General features: G+C 63.8%; 14 protein-coding genes. 10 read left to right on the plus strand and 4 right to left on the minus strand.

Annotation, left to right across the window (positions count from 1 at the left end; genetic code table 11):
- The first annotated feature begins 555 nt into the window (after positions 1-555).
- Positions 556-1746 (plus strand): NnrS family protein, encoded by a 1191-nt coding sequence (locus CD58_RS12550; RefSeq protein WP_025213344.1) that lies wholly within the window; start codon positions 556-558, stop codon positions 1744-1746.
- 22 nt (positions 1747-1768) lie between these two features.
- Positions 1769-2209 (plus strand): membrane protein, encoded by a 441-nt coding sequence (locus CD58_RS12555; protein ID WP_038436632.1) that lies wholly within the window; start codon positions 1769-1771, stop codon positions 2207-2209.
- Positions 2210-2344: 135 nt separating this feature from the next.
- On the opposite strand, the gene ytfE is transcribed toward CD58_RS12555, so the two are convergent.
- Positions 2345-3022, minus strand: a complete 678-nt coding sequence (gene ytfE, locus CD58_RS12560) for an iron-sulfur cluster repair protein YtfE (protein ID WP_025213346.1) — start codon at positions 3020-3022, stop codon at positions 2345-2347.
- A gap of 162 nt (positions 3023-3184) precedes the next feature.
- Here ytfE and norR point away from each other — a divergent pair, with 162 nt between their 5' ends.
- From norR to CD58_RS12600, 8 genes are all read left to right on the plus strand, one after another.
- Positions 3185-4717, plus strand: coding sequence for a nitric oxide reductase transcriptional regulator NorR (gene norR, locus CD58_RS12565; RefSeq protein ID WP_025213347.1), 1533 nt, complete (start codon positions 3185-3187; stop codon positions 4715-4717).
- A gap of 206 nt (positions 4718-4923) precedes the next feature.
- Positions 4924-5571, plus strand: a complete 648-nt coding sequence (gene pdxH / locus CD58_RS12570) for a pyridoxamine 5'-phosphate oxidase (RefSeq protein ID WP_025213348.1) — start codon at positions 4924-4926, stop codon at positions 5569-5571.
- 88 nt (positions 5572-5659) lie between these two features.
- Positions 5660-6214: a molybdenum cofactor biosynthesis protein B gene (moaB, locus tag CD58_RS12575; protein WP_025213349.1), complete on the plus strand. Its 555-nt coding sequence runs from the start codon at positions 5660-5662 to the stop codon at positions 6212-6214.
- Complete coding sequence (gene glp, locus CD58_RS12580; RefSeq protein ID WP_025213350.1) at positions 6211-7446, plus strand: gephyrin-like molybdotransferase Glp; 1236 nt, start codon at positions 6211-6213, stop codon at positions 7444-7446. The genes moaB and glp overlap by 4 nt, the downstream gene beginning before the upstream one ends.
- Before the next feature lie 81 nt (positions 7447-7527).
- Positions 7528-8523: a ubiquinone anaerobic biosynthesis protein UbiU gene (gene ubiU, locus CD58_RS12585; RefSeq protein WP_025213351.1), complete on the plus strand. Its 996-nt coding sequence runs from the start codon at positions 7528-7530 to the stop codon at positions 8521-8523.
- A 10-nt stretch (positions 8524-8533) separates the two neighbouring features.
- Positions 8534-9424, plus strand: coding sequence for a U32 family peptidase (locus CD58_RS12590; protein WP_025213352.1), 891 nt, complete (start codon positions 8534-8536; stop codon positions 9422-9424).
- Entirely contained in the window at positions 9418-9888 is a 471-nt protein-coding gene (gene ubiT / locus CD58_RS12595) for a ubiquinone anaerobic biosynthesis accessory factor UbiT (protein WP_025213353.1), read from the plus strand. Before CD58_RS12590 ends, ubiT begins: the two co-directional genes overlap by 7 nt.
- The gene (locus CD58_RS12600; RefSeq protein WP_025213354.1) at positions 9888-10262 is read left to right on the plus strand and encodes a putative zinc-binding protein; all 375 of its coding nucleotides are present in this window, start codon (positions 9888-9890) and stop codon (positions 10260-10262) included. Before ubiT ends, CD58_RS12600 begins: the two co-directional genes overlap by 1 nt.
- Before the next feature lie 166 nt (positions 10263-10428).
- Here CD58_RS12600 and CD58_RS12605 read toward each other — a convergent pair whose 3' ends face one another.
- From CD58_RS12605 to CD58_RS12615, 3 genes are all read right to left on the minus strand, one after another.
- Positions 10429-11106 carry a Crp/Fnr family transcriptional regulator gene (locus tag CD58_RS12605; protein WP_025213355.1) on the minus strand — a complete coding sequence of 226 codons (678 nt, stop codon included), beginning with the start codon at positions 11104-11106 and terminating at the stop codon, positions 10429-10431.
- A gap of 256 nt (positions 11107-11362) precedes the next feature.
- A complete protein-coding gene (gene narL / locus CD58_RS12610; RefSeq protein WP_025213356.1) occupies positions 11363-12010 on the minus strand; it encodes a two-component system response regulator NarL in 648 nt (215 codons plus the stop codon).
- Positions 12007-13806, minus strand: a complete 1800-nt coding sequence (locus CD58_RS12615) for a HAMP domain-containing protein (RefSeq protein ID WP_025213357.1) — start codon at positions 13804-13806, stop codon at positions 12007-12009. The genes narL and CD58_RS12615 overlap by 4 nt, the downstream gene beginning before the upstream one ends.
- Positions 13807-13893 lie beyond the last annotated feature (87 nt).

Below are 13893 nucleotides of genomic sequence, written 5' to 3' on the forward strand. Positions count from 1 at the left end.
GTAATCGGGTTCAGACGAGGCTGAGGGACAGGCTGCTGGCCAGCGCCACGACGCAAGAGAGCACTATGAACCAGGTCAGTGGCAGAGCGACGTTTTTCATGGGTTTACCTCGGGCGAGAGTCTATGCCCTGCCTGAGCAAGAGGCGGGCCATGCCTGGAGGCTTTGATTCGTGGGACGTTTGGGCTGGGGAGGGTGAAAATGACCCTGGCACGATAGGGTTAAAACAACCATGAAAGGGTCATAAATACCCCGTTCGACTACAGTTCCTGTGGGAGCGAGCTTGCTCGCGATGACGGTAGCACACCCAACATAGTGCCAACTGACCCACCGCCATCGCGAGCAAGCTCGCTCCCACAGGGGGGCAGAGGTGTTTAGCAGGCGGCTCGACCCGGTTCGGCAAGCCCCTTGCAAGTGCTTGTTCGAGGCGGGAGGTTGCCGATGCGCGGGCTTGATCTGAGACAAGGCCCGCCAGTGTCGATAGCCGATCATTCGAACCCTGATTTTGTCGTACCTCGCTGGCGGGCCAGATCCCCGGTGAGGCAGAGGAGTGGTGTATGCAAGTGCTTGACCGTCGCAAGGCCATGGCCATTTTGCCGCTGTGGCGCCTGGCGTTTCGGCCGTTCTTCCTGGCGGGCTGCGTGTTGGCGCTGGTGGCCGTTCCCCTTTGGCTCCTGGCGTTCACCGGGCGGTTGTCGGCCTGGCAGCCGGGTGGCGGCTGGTTGGCCTGGCACCGTCATGAACTGTTGTTCGGCTTCGGCCTGGCGATCATTGCCGGGTTCCTGCTGACGGCCGTGCAGACCTGGACGGGCACCCCAGGTATCAGCGGCAAGCGCTTGGCGGCGCTGGCGTCAGTATGGTTGGGCGCGCGGTTGGCCTGGCTGGTCGATGCGCCCTGGCCATTGCTGACCGTGCTGGAGCTGGGTTTCGCCCTGGCGGTCGCGGCATTGATGGGCGTGACGCTGTGGCGCGTGCGGCAGAAGCGCAATTACCCGATTGTGCTGGTTTTGCTGCTGTTGGCCGCCGCCGATGCGCTGTCGATGTACGGCCTGGTGCAGCACAACGAGGGCTTGCAACGCCAAAGCGTGCTCACCGGCTTGTGGCTGGTAGCGGCGATGATGGGGCTGATCGGCGGGCGAGTGATTCCCTTTTTCACCCAGCGCGGCTTGGGTCGGGTAGAGGGCGTTGCGCCCTGGCCGTGGCTCGATCGCCTGTTGCTGGCGGGGTCGGCGCTGGTGGCGCTGCTCTATGCCTTCGGTCCGGCGCTGTCGGCCAGTGTCTGGGTCGGCCTGTTGTTCGCCGCGTTGGCGGTGGGGCACGGGATTCGATTGGTGCGTTGGCATGATCGGGACTTGTGGCGGGTGCCGCTGCTGTGGTCGCTGCACTTGGCCTACGCCTGGCTGGCGGTGGCGTGCCTGGGCATGGCGCTCTGGCACTTCGGCGTGCCGGTGAATCCGAGCCTGGCGGTGCATGGCCTGACCATCGGCGCCATGGCCGGGTTGATCCTGGCGATGATTGCCCGCGTCAGCCTGGGCCATACCGGGCGCCCCCTCGAGCCGCCGGCGGGCATGACCCTGGCGTTTGTGCTATTGAACCTGGCGTGCGTGAGCCGTGTGCTGCTGGTGTTGGTATTTCCGTTGGCCGCGTTGTGGCTCGCGGGACTGTGCTGGACGTTGGCGTTCGGCCTCTATGCCTGGCGCTATGGCCCGATGCTGCTGAAGACTCGGGTGGATGGGCATCCGGGATGAGCCGACTGGGCGAAGGGGAACGATGATGTATGGGGTCTTGCTGGTCACGCATCTGTTGGCGGCCATCGCTTTTATTGGCACGTTGTTTTTCGAGGTTTTCATCTGGCATGCCGCCCGCCGACCGTTGGCCCGAAGCACCCAGGATGCCGCCGACCAGGCCATCGCCAAGCGTTCGCGGCACGTGCTGCACGGCGTGGTGCTGTTGCTGTACGGCGCCGGCATCGCCCTGGCCTGGCAGCATCGCGGCGCATTGAGCCAGCCGTTGAGCAACAGCTTTGGCCTGCTGCTGAGCCTGAAAATCCTGCTGGCCCTGAGCATCATCGGCCACTACCTGTGGCTGGCGTATTGGCTCAAGAGCGGTCGGCTGACCCCGGGTCGGGCCTGCTGGCTGCGCCGCAGTATCCTTGGGCACATGGTGCTGATCGTGGTGTTGGCCAAGGCGATGTTTTATTGGCAATTTTAGATGGAGCGCCCCATGGCAATCCCTGTGGGAGCGAGCTTGCTCGCGATGGCGGCGGATCAGTCAGTATTGAGTTGTCTGACCCACCGTCATCGCGAGCAAGCTCGCTCCCACAGGGGGTAACGCAATGTTTGAGGGTCAGCGAGCAGTGGGCTTCATCGCATTGACGAACAACACATTGTTTTCCAGATGAATGTGTTGCATCAGGTCATCACGAAACTCCACCAGCCCGCGATACAGGGCGCGCCAGGTGTTGCAGGCGTCGGCGGGTGGGGTGATCTGGTCGGTCAGGGTGAGCATGGTTTCCAGGGCTTCACCGTGCTGGTCGTGTTCGTAGCGCAGTACCTGGATCGGCGCCGAGGCCCGTTCGCCCAGGCCTTGTTGCAGCATCGGGAACAGCACCTGTTCTTCCTTGAGCATGTGGCCTTCGAGCTCCTGATACATGTCCTGCAAGTGATCGGCCAGGCCGTTCGGGCAACTGGCCCGCGCACCATGGACCTGCTCGACGCGACGGGCCAGGCGGATCAGCTCCGGCAGTTGTTCGCGATGGCGGGCGTGGTAGCGTTCCAGGATGTGGGCGATCAACAGCGCCTGGGGCTCGTCGCGCCAGTCATGGCCCAGTTCGCCGGCGGCTTGCAGGGTGCGCAGGGCGTCGGCGATCAGCAGCGGGTTCAGGCCTTTAACCAGGGCGGCTTCGCGCAGGGATTTTTGCCCGCCGCAACAGAAGTCGAGGTTGTAATGATGGAAGGTGCGGGTGGCACCGGGAATGTCGCAGGCCAGTTGGCCGAGGCTTTGGTCCAGCAGTTCGAGGCTCATCATGGTTCCTTTGGGTTGAATGCCGAGAGGGACAGATAAACGCTCTCTTTGCAGCCGGCGTGCCAGATTCAACTGGCTGAAAATAAACGAATATTTTTTTGCCAGGGTGATTGTCACCCTGGCTGCCAAGGGTCAAATGAACCCTGGAGGGTCATCACTACCATGCTGCGTGAAAGCCTGGCCGCCGACCTGATCGTCGAGCTGCCCAATGCGGTGCGATTGCAGCGCCTGGTGCAGACCCTGCGCGAATACTTCAACAGTGGCGCCGTGGGGTTGTTGCGCCTGGACGATGACAGCCTCAGGCCCGTGGCAACCGTGGGCCTGGTCCACGAGGCGCTGGGCCGTCGGTTCGTGATTGCCCAACATCCACGCCTGGCGGCGATCATGGCCTCGCGCGAACCCACTTGGTTCGAGCCCGACAGTCGCTTGCCGGACCCTTATGACGGCTTGCTCGACAACCATGTCGGCGAGCCGCTGCCGGTGCACGACTGCATGGGCGTGAGCCTGTATGTGGAAGGCCGGCTCTGGGGCGCGATCACCCTCGATGCGTTGCACGCCGGCACCTTCGACAGTCGCGCCCGCGAGGAACTCAAGCGCTGCACCTTGCAGATCGAAGCGGCGGTGCGGGTCACCCGGCTCGAGCAGGAAAACCGCAGCCTGCGGGCCTCGCGCAGTGACCCGGCGGACCTGCGCCTGCCGGCCGAAGAGGGCGAAATCCTCGGGCGCAGCGAGGGGCTGCAACAGTTGCTCAATGAGTTGGATGTATTGGCCGATTCCGAGCTGCCAGTGCTGCTATTGGGGGAAACCGGTGTCGGCAAAGAGTTGTTCGCCCGGCGTCTGCATCGCTTGTCCCGGCGCGGCCACAAGCCATTGGTCCAGGTCAATTGCGCGGCGTTGCCGGAGTCCCTGGCTGAAAGCGAATTGTTCGGCCACGTCAAAGGCGCGTTTTCCGGTGCAACCACCGACCGCGCCGGGCGCTTCGACGCGGCCAATGGCGGCACGCTGTTTCTCGACGAGGTTGGCGAATTGCCCCTGAGTGTGCAGGCCAAATTGCTGCGTACTCTGCAAAACGGTGAGATCCAGCGTCTGGGCGCGGACAAGCCGCTGCACGTCGATGTGCGGATCATCGCCGCCACCAACCGACACCTGCCCGACAGTATTCGCGATGGCCTGTTTCGCGCCGACTTGTACCACCGGCTTTCGGTCTATCCGGTGCCGATCCCTCCGTTGCGCGAGCGCGGCCACGATGTGTTGATGCTGGCCGGGCACTTCCTCGAACTGAATCGCACACGCTTGGGCTTGCGCGGCTTGCGCCTGTCCCCGGCGGCCGAACAGGCGCTGCTGGCGTACAGCTGGCCGGGTAATGTGCGGGAACTGGAACACGTGATCAGTCGCGCGGCGTTGAAGCAGCTGAGCCGGGGTGCCAGTCGCAGTTTGATCATGACCCTGGAGCCGCAGGTGCTGGACCTGGATGTCAATGCCAACACTTCCACGGCACAAGCGCTGCTTGAACAACTCCCGGAGGCGGTCGATGCACCGCTCCAGCCCCTGAGCGAAGCGGTCGATGGTTGTCAGCGGCAGGCGATCCTCAAGGCCCTGGAGCGTTGCGGGCAGAACTGGGCGGGGGCGGCGCGGTTGTTGGAGGTGGATCCGAGCAATCTGCATAAGCTGGCGCGGCGGTTGGGGCTCAAGTAGCCGTTGACCGGTTAGACCGCGTTGCCTTCATCGCGAGCAAGCTCGCTCCCACAGGGATCTTGTGAACACAGCAGATCACCTGTGGGAGCGAGCTTGCTCGCGATAGCGCCCTTCAACTCACCACAAGAGCCGGCATTGACAACGATCAAGGCCAGCCAACGCAGTCGACTCCACACTGGCCCAAACCCACAGTGGAGATCACCACCATGCCCCTTTCCCTGGCCAAAATGCGCCGCCAGTACACCCTCGACGGCCTGGATGAAACCCAGGCACCGGACGACCCCATGGTCCTGTTCGGGCTCTGGATGCAACAAGCCCGCGACACCGAAAGCCCTCCGGTGGAAGCCAACAGCATGGCCCTGGCCACAGTGGATGAGCAGGGCTGGCCCCATTGTCGGGTGCTGTTGCTCAAGGGCTTCAGCAGCGAAGGCTTTTCATTTTTCGGCAACTACGAAAGCGGCAAGGGACAGGACCTGGCGGCTAACCCCAGGGCAGCCATGACGTTTTTCTGGCCGGGGCTGGAACGGCAAGTGCGGATTGAAGGACAGGTCTGCAAGCTTGACCCTGCGTTGTCGGACGCCTATTTCGAGTCCCGTTCCGTGGCCAGTCGTCTGGGCGCCTGGGCCTCGCCGCAAAGTCGTTCTCTGAATGATCGCGCCGCCCTCGAGACGTTGCTGAAAAAAACCGAACAACGTTTTGCCAATCAACCGGTACCGCGTCCCGAGCATTGGGGCGGTTATTGCCTGCGACCCGAACGCCTGGAGTTCTGGCAGGGCCGCGCCGACCGTTTGCATGACCGGCTCGACTACCGCCTGCAGGATGGCGCCTGGCAGCGCAGCCGCCTGGCACCCTGACGCCGAGGGAGGTACCTCCATGGAGGAATAGGCCCGGCATCGAATGGGGTTCAGGCTGGGCCATCTTTTTCTGACAGGACGGCTGATCATGGCCCATCTGACGCAACGCCTCTTTCAACCGCTGAACATCGCGGTCCTCACCATCAGCGATACCCGAAGTTTCGAGACTGATACCTCGGGCCAGACCCTCGCGGACCTGCTGCAAACCGCCGGGCATGTGCTGATCGAGCGCGGGCTGGTGAAGGACGATATCTACCAGATCCGCGCCCAGGTCTCCCAGTGGATCGCGGACCCGAAAGTGCAGGTGGTGTTGATGACCGGTGGCACCGGGTTCACCCCACGCGATAACACGCCCCAGGCCGTGGCGCCATTGCTGGACAAGCACGTCGACGGTTTTGGTGAGTTGTTCCGCCAGGTGTCCCTGGCGGAAATCGGCATGTCCACACTGCAATCGCGCGCCTTGGCGGGCATGAGCAACGGCGTGCTGGTGTGCTGCTTGCCAGGTTCGCCGGGGGCTTGCCGGACCGGCTGGGAAAAGATCCTGGTCGGGCAACTGGACAGCCGCACTGGCCCGTGCAATTTCACCCCCCATCTCAAGCCACAGGCCGGCATTGCCCCGACCGCCTGCGAGACACGCTCGTGAGCGGCAAGGTGTGCGACAGCGGCCTGCTGATGCCGGTGGATGACGCGATCCGTCATCTGCTGGACCAGGCACCGCCGCCACCACCGGTGCAGCGAGTGCCCCTGGACCAAGCCCTGGCCCGCGTGCTGGCGGCCGATATTCTGTGCCCTATGAACCTGCCAGCCTGGGACAACAGCGCGATGGACGGTTATGCCCTGCGCGCCGCTGACCTGCTGGCCGGTGGCGGGGCCCTGGCGTTGATCGGGCGGATCGCCGCGGGCGACGGGCCGGGCGAGCCCTTGCAGCAAGGCCAGGCAGTGCGGATCTTCACCGGTGCGCCGCTGCCGCCGGGCGCCGACACGGTGGTGCCCCAGGAAAGCTGCCGTGTCGAGGGCCAGCGGGTCTGGTTGCCCGCGGTCAATCGCGGTGACCATGTGCGCAAGGAAGGCGAAGAACAACGTCGAGGCGACCGTTTGCTCCAGGCCGGCACGCGCTTGCGCGCCCAGGAGTTGGGGTTGCTGGCCGGTGCCGGCATTGGCCGGGTGGAGGTTTATCGTCCCTTGCAGGTGGGTTTGCTCAGCAGCGGCGATGAACTGCGCGAGCCGGGCGAGCCATTGGCGCCGGGGCAGATCTACAACAGCAATCGCCATACGTTGGCGGCGCTGCTGCGGGGCTGGGGTGTCGAGGTGCATGACTTTGGTGTCATGCCCGATCAATTGCTGGCGAGCCGGCAAGCGCTGGGGTTGGCCGCCGCCGAGTGCGACGTGCTGTTGACCTCCGGCGGCGTGTCGGTCGGCGAGGAAGATCACCTCAAGCAAGCCATCGAGGCCCTGGGCAGCATCGATCTCTGGCGCCTGGCGATCCAGCCGGGCAAGCCCCTGGCCTTTGGCGATGTGGAAGGCAAGCCATGGATCGGGCTGCCGGGCAATCCTTGCGCGGCGTTGATTACGGCATTGATCGTCGTGCGACCGTTCCTGTTCCGCGCCCAAGGCATGCGCGACGTGCTGCCTGTGCCGTTGCAGCTGCCGGCCGGGTTCGACTGGCTCAAGCGCAACCGGCGTCGGCAATACCTGCGCGCCAAACTGATCCCCGACGCCGACGGCCACCTGTGTGTGGAACTGCATCCCCAGCAAAGCTCGGCGATGTTGACGGCCGCGTGCTGGGCCGACGGGTTGGCGGTGGTGGAGCGTGAGACGCTGCTGCACAAGCACGATCGGGTGCTGTACCTGCCATTCGCCGAGCTGATGCATTGACGGCAATTGATTGCCGTCAAGGTCGCCGGCCGAGGGCTGGCTAGACTGGCGGCGCCCTTAGTTTTCTCACGAGGATGCCCCATGCAACTGGTTTGCCCGGCAGGGAATCTGCCTGCCCTCAAAGCGGCGGTGCGCCAAGGCGCCGATGCCGTCTATGTCGGCTTTCGCGATGACACCAATGCCCGGCACTTCGCCGGGCTGAACATGGATGACAAGCAGTTCGACGCCGCTGTCGCGCACATCCGTCAACACCAACGCAAGCTGTACGTGGCGGTCAATACTTACCCGCAGCCCAAGGGCTGGGAACGCTGGCAACGGGCGGTGGACCGTGCCGCCGACTTCGGCGTCGACGCGCTGATTGCCGCCGATCCCGGTGTGCTCAGCTACGCCAGTCAGCGCCATCCGCAACTGGCCCTGCACCTGTCGGTCCAGGGTTCGGCGACCCACGCGGCGGCCCTGGCTTTTTACGCCGAGCGCTACGGCATCCGCCGCGCCGTGCTGCCACGGGTGCTGTCCCTGGCCCAGGTGCGGCAGGTGGCGGCAGCCAGTCCGGTGCCGATCGAGGTCTTTGGTTTCGGCAGTCTGTGCATCATGGCCGAGGGCCGTTGCCACTTGTCTTCCTACATCACCGGCGAATCGCCGAACCTCTGCGGAGTCTGTTCGCCCGCCAAGGCGGTGCGTTGGAGCGAGGACGCCCAAGGCCTGAGCGCACGTCTGAGCGAAGTGCTGATCGACCGCTACACCCCTGAAGAACCGGCCGGTTACCCGACCCTGTGCAAGGGCCGCTTCCTGGTGGGCGGCAAGCGTTTCCATGCGTTGGAAGAACCCACCAGCCTCGACACCCTGGACCTGTTGCCGGAGCTGGCGGCCATCGGCGTCGAAGCCGTGAAAATCGAAGGCCGTCAGCGCAGCCCGGCCTACGTTGAACAAGTCACCCGGGTCTGGCGCGCCGCGCTGGATGCACACCAGGCCGCGCCGCAACGGTTCCGCGTGCGGGAAGAATGGCGCCAGGTGTTGGCCGGTTTGTCCGAAGGCAGCCAGACCACCCTGGGTGCCTACCATCGATCATGGCAATGAGGGAGGCCAGATGAAACTCAGCCTGGGACCGGTCCTGTTTTACTGGGACAAAGCGCAACTGGGGAATTTCTACGCCGAGATGTCGGCCTTGCCGCTGGATGTGATTTACCTGGGGGAAACCGTGTGTTCGAAGCGCCGGGCATTCTCTCTGGATCAATGGCTGGGCCTGGCCCGCGAGCTGCAAACGTGCAGCCAGGCACAGATCGTATTGTCGAGCCTGACGCTGATCGAAGCGGCTTCGGAGCTGTCCTCGCTGCGACGCCTGTGTGACAACGGCCAATTGTTGGTGGAAGCCAATGACATGGGCGCGGTGCAGTTCCTGGCCGAACGCAAGTTGCCCTTTGTCGGCGGGCCGGCGTTGAATTTGTACAACGGTCACGCCCTGGGCCAATTGCTCGACAGTGGCATGATCCGTTGGGTACCCCCCGTGGAGTGTTCGGCGGCGCTGATCGGCGATGTGCTCGAGCAGGTGCGAGAGCTGGACCGTGAGGTGCCGGAGGTGGAAATCTTCGCCTACGGCCATCTGCCCTTGGCGTATTCGGCGCGCTGCTTCACTGCCCGGGCCGAAAACCGGCCCAAGGACGACTGCCAGTTCTGTTGCATCAACTACCCCGATGGCCTGGCTCTGAGCAGCCAGGAAGGCCAACAACTGTTCACCCTCAACGGCATCCAGACGATGTCCGGGGAGGTGACGAATCTGCTGGCCGACTACACCGCGCTGACGGCCAGTGGCGCCGACCTGCTGCGCCTGAGCCCGCGTGCCCAGGGCATGGCCGAAGTGGTCACGGCCTTCGACAAGGTGCGCCACGGCGAGGCGCCACCGTTGTTCGTGGACGGTTGCAACGGTTATTGGCACGGCCATGCCGGCATGTTGAAGGTAGAGGAGGCGGGCCTGTGCTGAGTCCAAAAAAATGGTTGCTCAAGGGCGCTGACCGATTGCTGCCGCTGGTGGGCAAGGTGCCGTTCGTGGTGCAGCGCCTGGCGTTGCAACAGGCGCTCAATCGTTGCCTGGCCGAGCCGCTGCGCGACGGCGGTTTCGATGTGCTGCAGGGGCGCTGGTTGTGCCTGCGGGTGCCTGATTTGAAGTTGTGCTGGTACCTGACCCTGGCGCGGGATGGACTGCGCATCGCCGAGCGGGCCGACGCCCAGGTCACCATCAGCGGCAACTGGCGCGAATTCCTGCTGTTGGCCAGCCGTCAGGAGGATCCCGATACATTGTTCTTCCGCCGACGGTTGGTGATCGAGGGCGACACCGAACTGGGGCTGGCGCTGAAGAACCTGATCGACAGTCTCGATCCGGATGTATTGCCGCCGTGGTTATGGCGCAATCTGGAGCGGGCGGGTAAGGGGTTGGCGGCGGTGTGATGAAAGTCCCAAGCGTATTGCCCCTGGTGTATTCCTGTTCCGGTTGTTCCAACGTGGCGCAACTGGCCAACACCGTCGCCCTACGCCTGGACCGCGCCGGGCTGGCCGAGATGTCCTGCATTGTCGGAGTGGGTGGGCACGTGGCAGCGTTGGTGAACAAGGCGCGCTCGGGGCGGCGGATCATTGCCCTGGACGGCTGCCCGTTGCAATGCGTCCAGGCGTGCTTGCAGCAGCATGACTTGAGGGCGGATGTGCATGTGATCCTGAGTCAGTTGGGCTGGCGCAAGCGTTTCGGGGTCGATTGCACTGAAGAGGAGGGGGATGCGTTGTTTGAGCGGTTGATACCGTTGATAGGTAGTGATCAAAGTCCCTGAGCCAAACTCCGATCTCGTGGCGAGGGAGCTTGCTCCCGCTGGGGGGCGAAGCACCCCCAAGTTTGCCACAGTGGTGCGTCAGATTGATTGCGTCTGGCCTTTTTGGGGCTGCTGCGCAGCCCAGCGGGAGCAAGCTCCCTCGCCACAGAGGGTGCACTTACTCGGGCTATTGCTGGTAAGCCTCCAGTTCCTCCTCCGCCAGGATGCGAATGTTACGCCGCTCCATGGCGATCAGGCCGCTATCCACCAGGCGATGGAGGATGCGCGAGAAAGTTTCCGGCTGGATGCCCAGCTTGGAGGCCACCAGGCGTTTGGAAACCTGCAACACCAGCTGGCCGTCGCGAGGGTCGCGTTCCTGCAACAGGAAATTGATGACCCGTCGGCTGGCGCTGGCCAGGGTCAGGTTGTCGATGTCCTTGAGGCGTTGGTGCAGGTGGATGCTCATGCTTCCCAGGATCGCCAGGCAGACCTTCGGCTGGTCTTCCAGGGCGTTGCGGTAATGGTTGCCTTCGACACTCACCAGCACGCTGTCCTTGATCGCAGATGCACTGACCGGGTAACAACGGGCCTGGCTGAACAACAGGGCCTCGGCGAACGTCTGGCCGGGCTGGATGATTTCCACCAGGTTCTCCTGGCCTTCACCGGTCACCCGATACAATTTGATCTGCCCACTGACCAGCAGGAAAAACCGCTTGGCCGGGTCGCCCTGGTGCATGAGCGTGCTATTGGCGGGCAGGCGCTTGAGGACGGCGAGGTTGCACACGTCCTCGAAAATCCGTTCCGGCAACTGGCTGAACAGATGGTGACGACGCAACAGTAAAACGATGGAAGGGTGGGTCAGCATGGCGTACCTCCGCGTACCGTCATGGTAGGGCCGAAGGCGCCGTCGGCCTATGCCTCGGCAGGCCTACCTCTGAAGAGGGATGGGCCCGCACTCATTCAGTCGAATCAATCTTTGCCTGACACAAATCCCGTGGCGAGGGAGCTTGCTCCCGCTGGGCTGCGTAGCAGCCCCAAAAAACAGGGCCGCTGCGCGCCCCAGCGGGAGCAAGCTCCCTCGCCACAGGCTATGTGTTGCTCATGGGATCTACTCGCCTGGCTTAACCCGCCCCGCGCAAATGCTCCATCGCCCACACCGCCGCTTCCACCCGCGAGCGCAAACCAAGCTTGTGCAGCAAATTCTTCACATGAACCTTGACCGTGCCCTCGGTGATGCCCAGTTTGTGTCCGATGACCTTGTTGCTGTAGCCCCCGGCGATGGTCTTGAGCACCTGGCGTTCGCGCTCGGTCAGGTCCACCTCGGTCTGGCGCGGCGCGGCGCGCAGGGCCTGGGCCATGACGCGGGTCAGGCCGGGGCTGATCACCAGGGCGCCGTTGAGGGCGTCGCGGATGTACTGGATCAGCAATTCCGGCTCCATGTCCTTGAGCAGGTAACCGTTGGCGTCCAGGCGCAGGGCATCGCGGATGTCATCCTCGGCATCGGACACGGTGAACAGCAGCACCTTGCCGGTGTAATGCATGGCGCGCAGCCGGCGCAGGGTTTCGATGCCATTCATCTGCGGCATGTTGTTGTCCAGCAGTACCAGGTCGGGCTTGAGCGGTTCGATCAGCGTCAGGGCCTCTTCGCCGTGGCTGGCTTCGCCGACGATCTGCAGATCGTCTTCGAGCTCCAGCATCTGACGGATCCCGCGACGCATCATCGGGTGATCGTCAACCAGTAGCAGGGTATGGCGCAGGGGGGCGTTCATGTGGCGAGGCCTTCGGTGTGTTGACCCAGGAATTCCGGTTGGAAATGCACCTGGATACGGGTGCCCTGGGGTGTTCGGGAGAGAATCTGGAATTGGCCACGCAGGCTGCGGGCCCGTTCGTTCATGATGTTCAGGCCATGATGTTCGCGCGTGTCCACCTCACCGCTGAAGCCCCGGCCATCGTCTTCGATCGACAGGTGTACGGTCTCGCCTTCCTGGCGCAGTTCGAGCCAGGCGTTCTCGGCATGGGCATGGCGCAGGCAGTTGGACAGGGCCTCGCGGGTGATCTGCAGGATGTGGATCTGCTCGCTGGCCGACAATTCGAAGGCCAGGGTGTCGACGAACAGGTGCACCTTGAAGTCCCCTCGATTGGAGAACTCTTCGGCGGTGTCCTTGAGTTCCTCGACCAGGCCGTCGTCGTGGATCTGCAAACGGAAGGTGGTGAGTAATTCGCGCAACTGGCGATAAGCATTGTTCAGCCCTTCACGCAGTTCACCGGTCACCGTTTCGAGGGTCTGCACCGGTTCGCCCCGACGCATGAGGGTCTGCATGCGGCTCACTTGCAGCTTCATGTACGACAAGGCCTGGGCCAGGGAGTCATGCAGCTCGCGGGCGATGATGGTGCGCTCGTCGAGCAGCAGCAGGCGATGGTCCTGTTCGCGCTGGCGCTTGAGGGACAGCGAGGTGCCGATCAGATTCGCCAGGGCCTGGATCAGTGCGGTTTCCCAGGGTTGTGCCGCGTGGCCGTCGACAAAGTGCGCCTTGAGTTCACCCAGCTCGTTGCCCTGGTTACTGATGCTGAACGTCTGCGGCCGGGCCGTGTGATGCTTCTGGCAGGTGGCGCAATCGCTGCTGGCACAGACCTCGCGGCTGTCGGCCCCGTGCATGGCCAGCAGTTGGCGGGCCGGTGCCTGCAGTTGCCCTTGCAGGCACAGCGAAAGACGCAGGCCCGGCAGCCGTTGCTGGAAGCGTCGGATCAACTCATCCAGGCCCTGGGCGTTGGACTGTCGCGTGGCCAGGTTGCGACTGCTCTGGTACAGCAACTCCAAGGCAGCATTGGCTTGCTGCAGGTTCAGGGTTTTTTGCTGGACCTGGCTTTCCAGGGTGCGATGCGACTGTTCGATGGTCTCGGCCATGGCGTTGAAGCTCGTCGCCAGTTGGCCCAGCTCATCCTCGGACTGGTGATTGACCCGTACCTGAAACTCGCCACGGCGAAAACGCTGGGTCGCGTCCACCAGTTCCTGCAAGGGCGTGACCACCCCGTACTGCAATTCATACAGGCCGATCAGCAGGATGATCATGGTGCTGAACAATGCCATGCCCTGGATCGTCTGTTGCCAGCCCTGTTTGTGTTCGCTCTGGCGTTGCAGCAGGGTGACGAACTGGTCCAGTTGGTCGACGAAGGAGTCGGCGCTGGCCTGGAAAAACGCCCCGTCGCCGCGCTCGACGGCCGGGCGCAAGGTCTGGTTCCAGCGTTGCACCAGGTTCTGATAGCTCTGGTGCAGGGACGTCGTGGGGCCGTCTTCCAGCACGGCGCGCAAGGCAGGGCTGTCGAGGCGCTTTTGCAGGCTATCGATGATCACCGGGATGTCGTCGGTGGCCCCCGCCGCCAGTTTCCAGCTCAGGTGGTAGGTCTCCATGCGCACGGAGCCGGCGGTGTTGATGGCCGCGGCGTCGCCCTGGCTGAACCAGGCGATCAACCCGGCGCTCAAGGAACTGGCCAGGGCCAGGATGGCGATGAGGATCACCGCCAGCCCGGCGCGAGCGGGCAGGGAGCTGCGCAGCCAGTGCATCATTGCGGCTGGCCTGGCAAGAAAATCTGGAACCCGAACATGGGCGGCGCCTGGATCTGGGGTGTAGCGGCCGATCCTGGGCGCACTACC

Source organism: Pseudomonas brassicacearum (assembly GCF_000585995.1).
Classification (GTDB): Bacteria; Pseudomonadota; Gammaproteobacteria; order Pseudomonadales; family Pseudomonadaceae; genus Aquipseudomonas; species Aquipseudomonas brassicacearum_A.

Excerpts from the sequence above, each read along its gene's own strand:
- CD58_RS12600 (WP_025213354.1), top strand. The coding sequence starts at position 9,888 with ATGAAAGTCCCAAGCGTATTGCCCCTGGTGTATTCCTGTTCCGGTTGT.
- CD58_RS12550 (WP_025213344.1), top strand. The coding sequence starts at position 556 with ATGCAAGTGCTTGACCGTCGCAAGGCCATGGCCATTTTGCCGCTGTGG.
- pdxH (WP_025213348.1), top strand. The coding sequence starts at position 4,924 with ATGCCCCTTTCCCTGGCCAAAATGCGCCGCCAGTACACCCTCGACGGC.
- CD58_RS12605 (WP_025213355.1), bottom strand. The coding sequence starts at position 11,106 with ATGCTGACCCACCCTTCCATCGTTTTACTGTTGCGTCGTCACCATCTG.
- CD58_RS12555 (WP_038436632.1), top strand. The coding sequence starts at position 1,769 with ATGATGTATGGGGTCTTGCTGGTCACGCATCTGTTGGCGGCCATCGCT.
- norR (WP_025213347.1), top strand. The coding sequence starts at position 3,185 with ATGCTGCGTGAAAGCCTGGCCGCCGACCTGATCGTCGAGCTGCCCAAT.
- CD58_RS12615 (WP_025213357.1), bottom strand. The coding sequence starts at position 13,806 with ATGATGCACTGGCTGCGCAGCTCCCTGCCCGCTCGCGCCGGGCTGGCG.
- ubiU (WP_025213351.1), top strand. The coding sequence starts at position 7,528 with ATGCAACTGGTTTGCCCGGCAGGGAATCTGCCTGCCCTCAAAGCGGCG.
- narL (WP_025213356.1), bottom strand. The coding sequence starts at position 12,010 with ATGAACGCCCCCCTGCGCCATACCCTGCTACTGGTTGACGATCACCCG.
- ytfE (WP_025213346.1), bottom strand. The coding sequence starts at position 3,022 with ATGAGCCTCGAACTGCTGGACCAAAGCCTCGGCCAACTGGCCTGCGAC.
- moaB (WP_025213349.1), top strand. The coding sequence starts at position 5,660 with ATGGCCCATCTGACGCAACGCCTCTTTCAACCGCTGAACATCGCGGTC.
- CD58_RS12590 (WP_025213352.1), top strand. The coding sequence starts at position 8,534 with ATGAAACTCAGCCTGGGACCGGTCCTGTTTTACTGGGACAAAGCGCAA.